This window comes from Methylovulum psychrotolerans (assembly GCF_002923755.1).
GTDB lineage: Bacteria > Pseudomonadota > Gammaproteobacteria > Methylococcales > Methylomonadaceae > Methylovulum > Methylovulum psychrotolerans.
Genome location: NZ_PGFZ01000010.1, coordinates 74,257 through 88,660, shown reverse-complemented (window position 1 = coordinate 88,660; position 14,404 = coordinate 74,257). Strand labels below are relative to the sequence as shown.

Genomic DNA, 14,404 nt, shown 5'->3' with positions numbered 1-14,404 from the left:
GCTCAGTCGGGGCGGGTGGCCTTAAGCGGGCAGGGCGGCTTGCTTATGGGCCGCCGTTGGCAGGTTGGGGGCAAGCGTATGGTTAAAACGGGCAATCGCATTGAGGATAGGGCTGGCCGCGCCGTTAATATCCCTCATGCCGTTGCTGTAAATGTGCGAATAGTAAGCGACTTTACGGATGCTGAGCGTACCTTGCAGGCAATTGATATGAAGCGGCCCTTTGCCCGTGTTGTTCTGGGCAAAAGTCAGGATGATTTCACAGGTATCGGCGGTAACGGTTTGCTGTTCGGTGCATACGCCGTTGCTGATGCTCAGCACTGTTTCGCCGGGTAGCGGCAAACATTCAATATAAACAAACGGCATGGGGGGTAAGTTAGCTTGTTTCAGCTCGCTGCCCGCTGTCAACAGGACAGTGTCGCCTTCCATAATCAGCTGAGTGCCTTCCCAGCCGGCCAAGCCCAATTCAAAAGCCCCGTTAAAAATTTTGTCGTCACGCCAATCACGGTAGCCCCAGACACCATAGCCGATCAGATTTTTTTTGAACAGGGGAACCAGTTGTTCTAAAAGCCGGGGGACATGCTCGTCCGCCAGACGGGCAAAATCAGGGTGCTTGGGATTATTGATCTTAAAGTTGAACTGGTCTAAAAAAACCGGTTTTTTGTGGATATTAAAAGGTCGGAAGCCATTTAAGACCCGCTGCATGTGTTTGGCGGCCTCGTCGGCGCTGAGGGGCTTGGCGCCACTTACCCCTATTTTAGGATGATAATAGATGACATCACAACTGCTGCCGGTTTTATAGGAGCCGTATTCTACGGAGTCTTGCCAGCCATCCCCGTAAAATACATCAGGATCGATACGGTGTTCATACCAAATGTCATGGACTAACGCATTTTTACTGGCGAGTATCCAAGGCTCTATGTATTCGCGGTCAAAAAATAGGGCGAATTCGGCAAATAATTTTTCCCTGGAGGTGGGGGCGGGCAAGGTATCATAAGAGTCGGCAGTGACATCGTAAAGTGCCTGTAGCTGCTCAAAAGCAAAACGTTTTTTGATATAGGCGGTCAGCCCGATGTCTTGGGCGTATTTGATGCGGGCTTCTGGACGCAGGTTTTCAGGGTGGCGCAACACCGGCCAATAAGCATCTTCCCAGCTAAGGAAAAAATTGCAGTCTTGGGCATCCTCACCAACCACGCTTTCCACTTTAGCGAGATAATCCTGCCAAGCCAATTGCAGCTGCGGATCGGTCAATAGCCGTTGGTAGCGGCGGTAGGTTGTCATATCGGCCGGGGCATTTTCCCACAAATAACCTAGCCTTAGCATAATGCGCAAACCGACGGCACGCGCTTGGGCGAGCAAGTAAGATAACCTGCCTAAAATGGTTTGGTCATATTCAATCGGCTGAGTGTGCGGCTGTAGGTGCGCCCACGGAACAATGAGGATAATGGCGTTAAAGCCGTCAGCACGGATTTGTTTAAAATCGTCAGGCACCCGCCCACATTCGAACGTATTCCAAAAGTTACCCATAGAACAGCGTCCGAAATAATGGGTGGCAGTGATAAAATGAGGTTTTTTGGGTGACAATGGCGTATTCCTATTGGATTTGACAGTAAGGATAATGTTGAGATTTTGCAAAAAAAACGCAACGGTCAAACGGGTCGCTTATAAAGCCCGCCTTAGACAATTGTTGTTAGGCTGCTGCGGGCTCTCTGTACGCCAAACAACATCTCGGTCAATAAGGCGAATAAGGATAGCCGAAGGTTTCAAAATCGACCCGGTATTTTGTGATAATTTTGTCGATCACTGCCTGATTTTTAATGTCAGTCAGTGCTGAAGGCTGACTGCTGTTGAGTTTTGGTAAAGTACTTGGGCGTTTACTTTCCGGTATGCCAATAGAATGAAGGATGGTGGCAAAATCTTCGTTAATACGTTCGACTTGACCGACAAAATCGACCAGTAGGCTATTGGTGTTAATGTTTGCGCGTAGCCAATAAATTTGTGGGCGGAACAATTCGTCAGGGCCATTGGTTTCTTGCCAAATATCCGATAACACATAATCATCGAAGCTATTAAAACCTCTGATTTTTCTGGATATTTCACTGTTTGGTGCATCCCATTTGCGCAAAAAATGGTAGGTTGATAGACAGCGGGAAAAAGGATTGCGGACAAAAGAAAAGCTGAATGTTTGTGCCCAAGCCACAGTACCTAACACATTGCGTATTTCTTTGGCGGTGGAATGTTTGGCCAAGCCGAAACGTTTTCTGTAGGGGCTTTGTATCTGTTCGCCAAAAGCCGTGCCGCCAATTTCCAAATCGCAGTAATGGGTATATTTTTCCAGTGCGGAGGTTAGGGAGGTTCCGGCAGTTTTTGGGATATGGACAAAGATAAATTTATGGGAATGGTTAATGATAGCCATAGTTGCCTGATTATATAAGATGTCTGAAAGTAAAAATCTGCTTATTTAGCCCTAATAGTGCGTAGCACTTCCCTGTATAAAGCAAAAGGTGCCGTCTCGCAAATTTGTTGCACGCCTTCGACCGACAATTCCCGTTTACGGCGTTTTATTTCCAATTGCAGGTTTTGTGCCAGCAATGTCTGGTGGGCTAAATGGGCGGCTTGGGTGGGTTCTAGGCCAAGAAATTGGTACAATGGCTCTATAGAGCTGTTGGCTGCGAAAAACTCTTCGTAAATGACCGGAAACACACGGTCATCATGGTGATATTTTTTCAGCATGAGTAAGGAGTTTCTCCACTCCTTAATGGCCGCCTGAGTTTTGCGGGTTTCAGGCCAAGATTTGTCTTGGATGCTGTTGGCCCGACTTTCGAAAGAGGTGGCGACATCAATGATATTCCGCAGCATAAAAATGACTTTCGCTGTCGGGATATTTGCGAATAGCGTATCTAAAAAATTAAATAATTTGGGGATTTTATCACCGACATACTCGGCATGGGCTAACAATGCCCCAACTTTTTCATAATAAGGGTCAAATTCGCATAAATTAGGGTAGAACGTGTCGCCGGCCCGAAGCTCAAGAAAGCGCTCTGGGGTAAACAGGTCAGTGGTCAGCGCATGATGGGAGCTATGCTTGGAATATCTTTCCAAGCCAATGACCAAACGCTCGTCCGCTGTCACTAAACGCCACATGGCCGTTGTTCCGGAACGGGCTGTGCCACAAATGAATAAATAGTTCATAATCAAAATTTTCCTGTCTTAAAAAACGGTTTTCTCAGTGGATTATTGTAAAAAGCGAGGGCATGGGAAATGGGGTGGCAGTAAAAGTAAGCATGGGGGATGATGAACCGACACGCTGCAAATGGCTTAAACAGTCAGTTGCTAGTTTATTGGTGGCAAAGGGCTACAATGATAATAAGAAATAGTGACTATTTCATTACGGGTGATGTTTTATAGAAAATATTGCCAGACAACGACACGGTTATTCATAAAAATATGCACAAACTCGAATTTAAATTAAAACACGGCAATCCTTATCCGCCAGGTTGCACTGTCACTGAGGGCGGGGTTAATTTTTCCATTTTCAGCCGTCATGCCACAGCGGTAGAGTTATTGCTGTTTACCGCTTCAGACAGTACCGAGCCTTCCCATATCATTACGCTGAGCAAAGAGAAAAACCGCACTTTTTTTTCTTGGCATGTTTTTGTTAAAGATTTGCCGGTCGGTACTTGGTACTGCTGGCGGCTGGATGGCCCTTACGATCCCGTCCATTCCGGCTTGCGCTTTGATAAAGACAAGCATTTGCTTGACCCTTGGGCGCGGGCAGTCAGCCATAAACGTTGGCAGCGTGCCATCGCCTGTAGGCCAGGCGATAATAGCCAAACCGCCATGCGGGGAGCTGTGGTAGACCTACGTTATGACTGGGAAGGCGATACGCCGCTACGCATCAGCAGTGAAAAAGCCATTGTTTATGAGCTGCATGTGGGTGGGTATACCCGCGACACCACAGCCAAAGTCAAACATCCCGGCACGTTTGCGGGTTTGATTGAAAAAATCCCCTATTTGCAAGCATTGGGTATCAGCCATGTCGAGCTGTTGCCGGTTATGGCCTTTGATGAGCAAGACGTGCCGCAGCATACTGCCGAATTGGGGTTGAAAAATTATTGGGGTTACAGTACGCACAGCTTTTTTAGCCCGCATCCGGGCTTTTGCGTCACACCTGAGCAAGGCACCCATATCCAAGAATTCCGCGACTTGGTTAAGGCCTTACATAAGGCGGGCATGGGGGTCATCCTTGACGTGGTGTTCAACCATACCTCCGAAGCGGGTACGCGCGGGCCGATGATTAATTTCAAGGGCATTTCAGGGGATATTTTCTATCATCTCGACCCTTTTGATAAGAGTATTTTCCATGATTATACGGGTTGCGGCAATACCGTCAACGCCAACCATCCTCTAGTATCGCGTTTTATCATCAGTTGTCTGGAATATTGGGTGCGGGAAATGCATGTTGACGGTTTCCGCTTTGACCTTGCCAGCGCTTTGGCGCGGGGTGAGGGCGGTGAAGTTCTGCATAACCCGCCTGTGCTCTGGGGGATAGAGCTGTCCGAACAATTGGCAAGAACTAAATTGATTGCCGAAGCTTGGGATGCCGCCGGATTATATCAGGTCGGCAGTTTTCCCGGCTATCGCTGGGGGGAATGGAATGGGCGTTACCGTGACAGTGTGCGCCGCTTTCTGCGCGGCGATAAAGGGATTGTCAATGAAGTGGCGACCCGTCTGTGCGGCAGTAGCGATCTCTATGAGCCGCATGGCCGTATGCCGATCAGCAGCATTAACTTTATCACGTGCCATGATGGCTTTACCTTATATGATCTGTTCAGTTACAACCAAAAACATAACGAAGCGAACGGCGAGAACAATCAGGACGGCTGCAATAATAGCCTGAGCTACAATTGTGGTGTCGAAGGCGACACGGATAATCCGGCGATTATGGCATTACGGCGGCAACAGGCCAAAAATGCCTTGGCGATCTTATTGCTGAGCCAAGGTGTGCCGATGTTATTGGCCGGAGATGAATTTCTCAACACCCAGAACGGCAATAATAACGGCTACTGCCAAGATAATGGCTTGTCTTGGTTAAACTGGGATTTGGCCAAACAAAATGCCGATATTGTGCGCTTTGTCCAACAGATGATCGCTTTGCGCAAGCGTCATCCCAGCATTATGCGCCGCCATTTTTTGACCGGCAAGCCCAGCGGCGAACGCTTGTTGCCGGATATTATCTGGCATTGGCAAAATGGCGATGATGTGCCGTGTTGGGATGACCCACACGCGCAGCTATTGCGTTATACGCTCATAGGGCGTGAAATCCATGAGGCTCATGAAGCGGATTTGCATATTGTCATGAATATGGCGGACACCGCCGTCACCATTAATTTACCCGTTTTTGAAGGCAGGATCTGGTATTTGGCGGTCAATACCTCGCTGGTATCGCCGGGCGATATTGTCCTGCCTAACAAACAGAAACGCGCCGGTAAATCCGGCTACCAAGTGGCGGGACGCAGTGTGGTGGTATTTGAAGGCCGTTAAGGTTTAAGCTGCTCGCGGCGCAATAACTCGGCCTTGCGGGCAACACCCCAACGGTAGCCGGAGTTGTTGCCGTTTTTATGGATGATGCGGTGGCAGGGTATGGCGACCGCCAATTTATTGGCGGCGCAAGCCCCTGCTACCGCCCGTACGGCTTTAGGGGCGCCGATAGCTTCGGCCAGTTGGGAATAGCTCAGCGTTGTGCCGGGCGCAATGGCGCGTAAGGCTTGCCAAACCTGTTGCTGAAACGCCGTGCCCTGAATGTCTAAAGGTAAGCTACACGGCAACTGGGGGGCTTCGATAAGTGCCAGCACTTGCGCCGCCCTCTCTATTGAATGATGGTTAGGAATGAGTAAAGCCTTGGGAAACAGGTTTTGCAGATAGGCGCTTAAGGCCTGTTCGTCATCATCCAAGGCAATGGCGCATATCCCATTAGCCGTTTCGGCTACTAAAACATAGCCTAAAGAACAAGGGCTAATAACAAAGCGGATGCTGTTCTTCATAAGCGTTATCAGCCAGGGATATGCGAGAGCATCTTTTTAAATGCCAAGGCCGCTTCGTGGAAGGCTTCCGAGCGGGTCGGGTGGGCATGTATAGTCCGCGCCAAATCCTCGCTGCTGGCCGAAAACTCCATGGCCAGCACCGCTTCGGCAATGAGCTCTGAGGCTTTCGGGCCAATGATGTGAACCCCTAATAAAGCATCGCTTTCGGCATGGGCGATGATTTTCACCAGCCCCTCGGTACGGCCTGACGCTTGGGCGCGGGAGGTGGCGCTAAAAGGGAAAATGCCGATTTTAATCGGTTCCCCTAAAGCGCGTAACACTTGTTCGGTCTGTCCTACCCAGGCAATTTCAGGATCGGTATAAATGACGCTGGGCAAGGTGTCGTAATGGATGGCAGTGTGTTTGCCGGCGATTTGTTCGGCGACAAACACACCTTCTTCTATACCTTTATGCGCTAGCATCGGCCCTAACACGGTTAAGTCGCCAATCGCAAAAACCCCAGGCAAATTGGTGCGGCAATTTTCATCGACATGCACATAGCCATTTTCATCCAGTAACAGGCTGGCTTCGGGGGCGGCTAGGTTTTCGGTGTTCGGTTTGCGGCCAGACGCGACAATCAGCCTGTCCACTTTGAGGCTGTGGTTGCCTTCTTGATCCTGATACTCGACTTGGACTTTTTTGCCGACTTTTTTCGCCGCCGTCACCCGTGCCCCTAAACGCAAATCCAAACCTTGCTGTGTGTAAATGCGGTAGGCTTCGCGGGAAATCTGTTGGTCGGGTAAGGATAAGAAACTTTCTTGGGCTTCCAATAAGACCGTATGAGCCCCTAAACGGCCCCATATCGCCGCCAGTTCCAAACCTATCACACCTGCGCCGATGATCGCCAATTTTTTCGGCAAAGTGGTCATATTTAAGGCCGCAAAAGAGTCGATAATAAATTCATTATCGACTTTGGCATAAGGTAAGGGGATAGGCGATGAGCCGGTCGCCAAAATAATATGCTTACCTTCCAGGCGGTAAGGCTCGGAGCCGTCTATCGGGGTGAGATGCAGTTGCCTAGGCTTGATTAATTTGGCGGTGGCATGGAAGCTGTCAATTTTATGCAGCTTAAACAAGTCGGTGATTTTATGGCCCAGCGCATCAATAATGCTGTCTTTGCGTTGGATCATGGCGGCAATATCAAGGCTGATATTATCGGCATGGATTCCGTGTTTTTTTAGGTCATGGTTGAGCGCATGGTAGAGCCGCGCCGACTCCAGTAAGGTGATCGACGCGACGCAGCCGGAGTTCAGATGGGCGCCGCCCAAAATACGCTGCCCCTGTTTATTACGCCAATTATCAACACAAGCAGTCCGCAAACCGAGTTGGGCGCAACGGATGGCACTGGAGTAGCCCGCAGGGCCAGCACCGACGACGATGACATCATAAATAGGGGGTATGGTTGACATAGGCTTAAATGTTTAGGAGTAGGTGGGCAGGAGCTTCCAAGCATTCTTTAATCGTGACTAAAAACTGTACCGCTTCGCGGCCATCTACCAAGCGATGGTCGTAAGACAAAGCTAAATACATAATTGGCCTGATAACGATTTGGCCGTTTTCAACCACCGCACGCTCTTTAATGGCGTGCATACCTAAAATCGCGCATTGCGGCGGATTGAGGATAGGCGTGGAGAGCATGGAACCAAATACGCCGCCATTGGTGATGGTGAACGTGCCGCCTTTCAGGTCGTCATAGGTTAAGGTGCCGGCACGGGCTTTTTCGCCGTAATCGACGATACATTTTTCAATGCCGGCAAAATCCAGTTGGTCGGCATCATGCAGCACAGGCACAATCAGGCCGCGCGGGGTGCTGACGGCAATGCCTAAGTCATAGTAGCCGTGGTATATGATGTCGTTACCGTCGATGGAGGCATTAATGGCCGGGAATTTTTTCAACGCTTCAATAGAGGCTTTGACGAAAAAGGACATAAAGCCCAATTTGACTTTATGTTTATCTTCGAAACGGCCTTTATATTGGTTACGCAAATCAATGACGTTTTGCATATTGACTTCATTGAAGGTAGTCAACATGGCGGCGTTTTGTTGCGCTTGCAATAACCTTTCGGCGACTTTCGCGCGTAACCGGGTCATAGCGACGCGCTGCTCAGGCCGTAGATTAGACGGCGGTGGTGTCGTTACGGTGGCTACGACAGGCGGCGCACTGACCGGTGCGGCAGGTGCAGGCGCAATGCTGGGTGCAACTGGGGCGGGTGGTGGGGTGGCCGCCGCTGGCGTTTGTTTTTGCAAATGTTCCAAAACATCGGTTTTGGTCAAGCGGCCGCTTTTTCCTGTGCCGGTGATTTGTGCAGGGTCTAAGGTGTTTTCGCTAATCAGACGGCGTACCGAAGGGCTTAACGGAATCGCTCCGGCTTTGGCTTCGTCGGTTTGCGCAGAGGCGGGGGCGGTATCGGCAACTGCGCCGATGCTAATCCGCGCCAGCAATTCGCCGCTGGTTACAATAGCCCCGTCATGTTGCAAGATTTCGCTGAGGATGCCGGCTTCGGGGGCGGTGACCTCCAAGGTGATTTTGTCCGTTTCCAGATCAACCAGATTGTCATTTTTATTGACGGCATCGCCAGCTTTTTTATGCCACGAGATTAAAGTGGCATCGGCTACGGATTCGGGTAAATTGGGGACTAGGACTTCAATGCTCATGTTATTTTCCTGAAGAAGTGCCATAAAGTGCTGACTGCACAACGGCTTTTTGTTGTTCGATATGTACATGAAAGCTACCGACAGCAGGCGATGCGGAAGGTTCGCGGCCAGCGTAGGTGACTTTAATAGAGGCGGGTAGGTTGTCGATAAAATGGTGGCTGGAATTATACCAAGCCCCTTGGTTTTTCGGCTCTTCCTGGCACCAGACCAGTTCTTTTAAGTGCGGGTATTTAGCAATTTCCGCTTTAAACAACGTTAATGGGAACGGATACAACTGCTCAATCCTGGCAATGGCGACATGCTTGAGGTCGGCTTCGCGCCGGGCTTCCAATAAGTCGTAATACACTTTGCCGCCGCACAACACCAAGCGGGTGACTTTTTTCGGGGCGAGCGCGTCCTGTTCGCCAATAATGGCTTGGAATTCGCCGGAAGTCAGATCCTCCAGGGTCGATATTGCCAATTTATGGCGCAACAAGCTTTTAGGGCTCATGACGATCAGCGGCTTCCGGTAAGGCCGCAATACTTGCCGCCGTAACAGATGGAAGATTTGTGCGGGTGTGGTCGGAGTGCAAACCTGCATATTATGTTCGGCACACAACTGCAAATAGCGCTCCAGACGTGCCGAGGAATGTTCCGGGCCTTGGCCTTCAAAACCATGCGGCAGCAACATCACCAAGCCACACAGCCGCCCCCATTTGGTTTCGCCGGAACTGATGAACTGGTCGATCAGCACTTGGGCACCATTGGCGAAGTCGCCAAATTGCGCTTCCCAAATCACCAATGTGTTCGGTGTGGTGGTGCTATAGCCGTATTCGAAACCCAAGACCCCCGCTTCCGATAACAGCGAGTCAAAGATTTGTGCGCGGCCTTGGGCTTCATCCAAATGTTTTAGGGGTGTGTGGGTTTTATTATTGATTTGGTTATGCAGTACGGCATGGCGATGGACAAACGTACCACGCCCGACATCTTGTCCGGTCAGGCGGATATTGTGCTTTTCCATTAACAGCGTCGCATAGGCCAGATTTTCGGCAAACCCCCAATCCAAAGGCATGGCCCCCGCCGCCATTTTACGGCGGTTCTCCATCACTTTGGCGACCCTCGGATGCAATTCAAAACCGGCGGGCAGGCGTTGCATCCGGTCGTTACAAAAACGCAGGCGATCTAAGGATATGGCAGTTTGGCAAGGAATGTCCCATTGCTTGTTGATAAACTGGTTCCATTGCGTCGAATACGAATAACTGCGGCTGTCCAAAACCGGACGCGACACGATTTTCCCCGCTTCCAGCAAGTTTTGATAGGCTTGCGCCATGTCTTTAACACGGTCGGGCGTGACAATGCCTTCGGCAATAAGCCGCTCGGCATACAGCTTACGGGTAGTCTTGTGCTTACGGATTTTTTTGTACATCAACGGTTGGGTTGCCGCCGGTTCGTCAGCTTCGTTATGGCCCAAACGGCGGTAACAAATCAGATCAATCACCACATCCTTATTAAAGGTCATGCGGAAATCCACCGCCAACTGGGTCACAAACAGCACCGCTTCGGGGTCGTCGCCATTAACATGAAACACCGGAGCTTGGATCATCCGCGCAACATCGGTACAGTAGGGCGTAGAACGGGCATCCAACGGGTTGCTGGTGGTAAAGCCAATTTGGTTGTTGATGACGATATGGATAGTGCCACCCGTCGAAAAGGCGCGGGTTTGCGACATATTGAGCGTTTCCATGACAATACCTTGACCGGCAAACGCCGCGTCGCCATGTATCAGCACCGGAATCACCGTACTCTGCCCCTCTTTACCCGCACGGTCTTGGCGGGCTTTTACCGAGCCTTCCACCACCGGATTGATAATTTCCAGGTGTGAAGGGTTAAATGCCAAAGCCAAATGCACCGGCCCGCCCGGGGTTTCAATGTTCGACGAAAAGCCCATGTGGTATTTGACATCCCCTGAGCGCATCCCTGGCACTAGGGTGAAATGTCCGGCAAATTCTTCAAACAGGCTGGCCGGGCTTTTGCCCAAAATATTCACCAAGACGTTCAGGCGTCCACGGTGGGCCATGCCGATAACGATTTCTTTCACGCCTTTTTCGCCGGAACGTTGGATGAGTTCATCCAGTACCGGAATCAAGGATTCGCCGCCTTCTAATGAAAAGCGTTTTTGGCCGACAAATTTGTTTTGTAAATGGCTTTCGATACCTTCCGCTGCTGTCAATAATTTCAGTATCCAGCATTTCTTGTCCTGATCCAGCGTGCCGTAAGATTTGGCGCTTTCCAGGCGGTTAATAAACCAGCGGCGGATATTGGTATCGTCTATGTGCATGTACTCGGAGCCGATACTGCCACAATAAATGCTGCGCAGGTGTGCCAAAATATCGCGTAAAGGCAGTTTATTGATCCCGTACAAAGCCCCCGTATCGAATAAGGTGTCCATATCCGGTTCCGACAGGCCGTAATAGGACGGCTCCATATCCAAAGGCGGCGGAGCCGTTTTGCCTAAAGGGTTATTGCTGGCAATCTGATGGCCACGGACACGGTAATGGTTAATCAGCCGTGCCACCGCCGATTGTTTTTTGACGCTTTCTTCGGTAAAGCCTTGGATTTGCGCCAAACGGTTTGGTGATTTGATCGCCAGCTTGGCAAAACGCTCGACAATCGGGCTATGGGCGGTCTCAAAATCGGTATTAGGGTGTAGGGTCTTAAAATGTTGTTGCCAGCTAGGGTCAATAGATTCTGGGTTTTCCAGAAAACGTTCGTACAAATCCTCAATAAAGGTGGCATTGCTGCCATACAAGGAAGATGAATCTTGAAAAAGTTTAAGTAATGTACTCATTAGGGGGAATCCGGTGTATTCAGGACGGGGTTTGCGCGATAGAAAGGCGTAATCAAAGCAGTGGACACTGGCGTTGTTAAAAATATCCGTTATTTTAACAGGAAAGGCGAATATGCCGAATTTATTAGCAGGTACTGACTGAAGATAATCGGCCACCAGATGATAATAGCGGCCTGATTTTTGAAAATAACGGTGACAATAGGTGCTAGAGTCCTATTTGCTTGGCTTTTATCGCGTCAAGGCAAATATTGCAGGACGGGCTACCGTCCCGCAACTGGGTTTTTATGTCTAGCTTTGGCGTTAAGGGACAGTTCTGGGAGAGGAAGTTGGGTGCTGTAACGATAATCTGTAATTTTGAGCAATGCTTGAAATGCTTTCATTAACTTAATGGCAGTGAGGCAGCAAACGCCAGTGAGAGGCTGCACAGACTGCGCTTGGATACGGGCTGCTATCTGCGCCAGGCCTTCAAGCCATTCTTGATGGGCTTTAAGCATTGGATTGGGCTTGATCGCAGCGAGGGTCTGCGCGGGGTTGCCAATTGGGGTTTCTTGAGCCAGTATGCGTACCCGCCCGGCAGATTTTCAAACAGCCAAGCATGATGGACATCCAGACGGTTTGCCGCCGTACCGTCGTCTACCCAACCGTGCCAAGCGACCCGCGCCGCTTCGTCGTTAACGGGTGGTTGGTATTCGGTAACGTACGCCTCTACCGAAAAGTTAAAGGTGGTAAACGGAAATGGGAGCTCAGGTGTAGCTGCGGCTCTGGGCTGTTATGGAAATATACTTCAAACGGCCAAGTTTTCGGTTTTTTTGGTAGGGTACGCTGTGCGTACCTTTAAAAAATCCTCATAAAAATCAGTGCAAAAGGTACGCACAGCGTACCCTACGGTGAATTGTAAAAGCCGAAAACTTGGCCGTTCACAGTATAAATGTCGGACACGTTGCTGTACGACGTGTCGTTAAATGCCGCCTACACCGCAACGGCGCTCAAGTCGCTGACGATGAGTTCATTAGAGACGTAGTTGTCAGTCATGCCGGGCAGGTAGGCCTCAGGCCAGATGATGTCGTCCATAATTTTGTTTGCACAACGCGCCGCGCTATCGTTCAGTACAGAATCTGATTGCCTCAATCCGATAAAACGCATAAGTATCCATAACGCCATTAACCGTTTTGGCGGTTTCGTGGGAAAATTCTGCGCCAATTTTTTCCATGGCTTTTCGTGAACGGATGTTGTTGACACCAACGTGAAACCACACAGTGTTTGCCCAACGGAAGGCATGTTCCAGCATAAGCCGTTTCAATTCCCGATTGGTCTGCCCACCCCAATGGCTTCTGGCCAGGAAGGTGAATCCGATCGCCACTTCCTGACGCTCAGCATCCCATTCATAAAACCGGGATGAGCCAATGATGTCTCCTGATAGCTTGTCAAGCACCACCAAAGCCCCTGGGGAAGCGATGGCACCGGCAAAAAAACCGCTCCCAAACACCTCCCGTTGATAACGCAGGGGTTGCGGGTGCTGTTCCCAAATGAGCGGGTCAGCCGCTACTGCGTATAACTGCCCGAAATCCTCAGGATACAGCGGCCTGAGCACAATGGAGCCGCCTACAATGGAAGGCTTGAAATCAAAATCACTTGGTTTTTTCATTGTCTTGCTTTTGCAAAAAACGCTTGTTGTTAAGGTGCCATCAGACCCGCATGCTGATGGCGATACGGTTCAGGGCATTCATATTGGCAATGGCGATAGTCAGGTCGGAAATTTGCGCATCCGTAAAAAACGCTTTTAACTGGGCAAACGCCGCATCACTGCCGCCGTCTACCGTGATGGCGGTCAACGATTCGGCCCAGGCGAGGGCGGCGCGTTCCGGTTCGGAATAACAGGCACTCACTTTCCAACCCGCGAGCATGTCAATGCGGGCATTCGTTTCGCCAGCTTCGCGCAAGGCTTTGGCGTGCAGGTTGAGGCAATACCCGCACCCGTTTATTTGGGATACCCGCAGGTAAACCAATTCCAGCAAGGCTTTTTCCAGCCCCGATTTTTCAACCGCATTTAGGCATTCGCGTAACGCCGTTATCGCGGGTAATGATAGGTCGAAGTATTTAAGGCGGATGTTTTTCATCAGTTGAACCCGTTAATTTTGGTAGTTGTAATTTTCTAACGCCTACAATGGATGCTGTGCGTCGGCAGGGCAGGTACGCCCAAAGGGCATAAATACCCAAGGGCATAAAGACAGGACGACCCTAAGACAAAACCGAATTTGTTTTTTAAACCGCAGAATATGGCTGGGTAACCGCAGATATTAAGAACACAGCCCGCGCTACTGGTGTTGGGGCAGAAGGCATAGCTATGGTGGGATATGACCTAATTGCCGTATCAGAAAGAGAAAAACACATATAAATAACCGACACTAACGCCGATGCCGATAGCCGCCATTTTTATTTTGTTCAGCAAGCTGAGGCTTTGCCAGTACAAGCTAAAGCGGTTTTTTTGCCCTAAATAATAAGCCACCAGTTTATTGTAAAGCCATCGCAACCAACGGGGGATTAATAAGGCCAAGCGATACAGCGCGAAACAGACAACTGCCATGATGATATAGAAAACAATAATCTGGGTATCGTGCAACTCGGTTTCAAACAGCAGCTCGATAACGGTATCCAGGCTAATTTCTACCCATTCAAAGACAATATGACCCAGTTCGACGATTAATTCTAATACGACATGGCCTGCTTCGGTGACTAACTCGAATACTAAATGCGGCAACAAAAAAATAATAAGAATGCCGATCGTAGCCAGTCCCCTGAAAATTTTTCGATAATCCAGCGAGTTCATTGTTTGTCCGATAGT

General features: G+C 49.8%; 12 protein-coding genes. 1 reads left to right on the top strand and 11 read right to left on the bottom strand.

The window, feature by feature from the left end:
- Positions 1-21: 21 nt before the first annotated feature.
- The 3 genes from AADEFJLK_RS18645 to AADEFJLK_RS18635 form a co-directional block, all read right to left on the bottom strand.
- Complete coding sequence (locus AADEFJLK_RS18645; protein WP_146054664.1) at positions 22-1,581, bottom strand: hypothetical protein; 1,560 nt, start codon at positions 1,579-1,581, stop codon at positions 22-24.
- A 148-nt stretch (positions 1,582-1,729) separates the two neighbouring features.
- Positions 1,730-2,413 carry a sulfotransferase family 2 domain-containing protein gene (locus AADEFJLK_RS18640; RefSeq protein ID WP_088618030.1) on the bottom strand — a complete coding sequence of 228 codons (684 nt, stop codon included), beginning with the start codon at positions 2,411-2,413 and terminating at the stop codon, positions 1,730-1,732.
- Positions 2,414-2,454: 41 nt separating this feature from the next.
- Positions 2,455-3,189, bottom strand: coding sequence for a sulfotransferase family protein (locus tag AADEFJLK_RS18635; protein WP_088618031.1), 735 nt, complete (start codon positions 3,187-3,189; stop codon positions 2,455-2,457).
- Between the two features lie 255 nt (positions 3,190-3,444).
- Between AADEFJLK_RS18635 and glgX the strand changes: the two genes are divergently transcribed.
- On the top strand, positions 3,445-5,541 hold the full coding sequence (glgX, locus tag AADEFJLK_RS18630) for a glycogen debranching protein GlgX (protein WP_103975321.1): 2,097 nt from the start codon (positions 3,445-3,447) through the stop codon (positions 5,539-5,541).
- Here the strand turns inward: glgX and AADEFJLK_RS18625 are convergent.
- The 8 genes from AADEFJLK_RS18625 to AADEFJLK_RS18585 form a co-directional block, all read right to left on the bottom strand.
- Positions 5,538-6,041: a methylated-DNA--[protein]-cysteine S-methyltransferase gene (locus AADEFJLK_RS18625; protein WP_088618033.1), complete on the bottom strand. Its 504-nt coding sequence runs from the start codon at positions 6,039-6,041 to the stop codon at positions 5,538-5,540. The two genes, glgX and AADEFJLK_RS18625, sit on opposite strands and share 4 nt — an antisense overlap.
- Positions 6,042-6,049: 8 nt before the next feature.
- Complete coding sequence (gene lpdA, locus AADEFJLK_RS18620; protein ID WP_088618034.1) at positions 6,050-7,489, bottom strand: dihydrolipoyl dehydrogenase; 1,440 nt, start codon at positions 7,487-7,489, stop codon at positions 6,050-6,052.
- Positions 7,490-7,493: 4 nt separating this feature from the next.
- Entirely contained in the window at positions 7,494-8,735 is a 1,242-nt protein-coding gene (gene odhB / locus AADEFJLK_RS18615) for a 2-oxoglutarate dehydrogenase complex dihydrolipoyllysine-residue succinyltransferase (RefSeq protein ID WP_103975320.1), read from the bottom strand.
- Between the two features lies 1 nt (position 8,736).
- Positions 8,737-11,562: a 2-oxoglutarate dehydrogenase E1 component gene (locus AADEFJLK_RS18610; RefSeq protein ID WP_103975347.1), complete on the bottom strand. Its 2,826-nt coding sequence runs from the start codon at positions 11,560-11,562 to the stop codon at positions 8,737-8,739.
- Positions 11,563-12,531: 969 nt separating this feature from the next.
- Positions 12,532-12,690, bottom strand: coding sequence for a hypothetical protein (locus AADEFJLK_RS25250; RefSeq protein ID WP_198328444.1), 159 nt, complete (start codon positions 12,688-12,690; stop codon positions 12,532-12,534).
- The gene (locus AADEFJLK_RS18595; RefSeq protein ID WP_103975319.1) at positions 12,659-13,207 is read right to left on the bottom strand and encodes a GNAT family N-acetyltransferase; all 549 of its coding nucleotides are present in this window, start codon (positions 13,205-13,207) and stop codon (positions 12,659-12,661) included. The genes AADEFJLK_RS25250 and AADEFJLK_RS18595 overlap by 32 nt, the downstream gene beginning before the upstream one ends.
- Positions 13,208-13,247: 40 nt before the next feature.
- On the bottom strand, positions 13,248-13,679 hold the full coding sequence (locus AADEFJLK_RS18590; protein ID WP_088618038.1) for a carboxymuconolactone decarboxylase family protein: 432 nt from the start codon (positions 13,677-13,679) through the stop codon (positions 13,248-13,250).
- A 254-nt stretch (positions 13,680-13,933) separates the two neighbouring features.
- On the bottom strand, positions 13,934-14,389 hold the full coding sequence (locus tag AADEFJLK_RS18585) for a hypothetical protein (RefSeq protein ID WP_103975318.1): 456 nt from the start codon (positions 14,387-14,389) through the stop codon (positions 13,934-13,936).
- Between the last annotated feature and the right edge of the window lie 15 nt (positions 14,390-14,404).

Bases quoted from the DNA above. Each gene is read 5' to 3' on its own strand.
- AADEFJLK_RS18640 (WP_088618030.1), bottom strand. From the start codon at position 2,413: ATGGCTATCATTAACCATTCCCATAAATTTATCTTTGTCCATATCCCA.
- AADEFJLK_RS18635 (WP_088618031.1), bottom strand. From the start codon at position 3,189: ATGAACTATTTATTCATTTGTGGCACAGCCCGTTCCGGAACAACGGCC.
- glgX (WP_103975321.1), top strand. From the start codon at position 3,445: ATGCACAAACTCGAATTTAAATTAAAACACGGCAATCCTTATCCGCCA.
- AADEFJLK_RS18625 (WP_088618033.1), bottom strand. From the start codon at position 6,041: ATGAAGAACAGCATCCGCTTTGTTATTAGCCCTTGTTCTTTAGGCTAT.
- lpdA (WP_088618034.1), bottom strand. From the start codon at position 7,489: ATGTCAACCATACCCCCTATTTATGATGTCATCGTCGTCGGTGCTGGC.
- odhB (WP_103975320.1), bottom strand. From the start codon at position 8,735: ATGAGCATTGAAGTCCTAGTCCCCAATTTACCCGAATCCGTAGCCGAT.
- AADEFJLK_RS18610 (WP_103975347.1), bottom strand. From the start codon at position 11,562: ATGAGTACATTACTTAAACTTTTTCAAGATTCATCTTCCTTGTATGGC.
- AADEFJLK_RS18595 (WP_103975319.1), bottom strand. From the start codon at position 13,207: ATGAAAAAACCAAGTGATTTTGATTTCAAGCCTTCCATTGTAGGCGGC.
- AADEFJLK_RS18590 (WP_088618038.1), bottom strand. From the start codon at position 13,679: ATGAAAAACATCCGCCTTAAATACTTCGACCTATCATTACCCGCGATA.
- AADEFJLK_RS18585 (WP_103975318.1), bottom strand. From the start codon at position 14,389: ATGAACTCGCTGGATTATCGAAAAATTTTCAGGGGACTGGCTACGATC.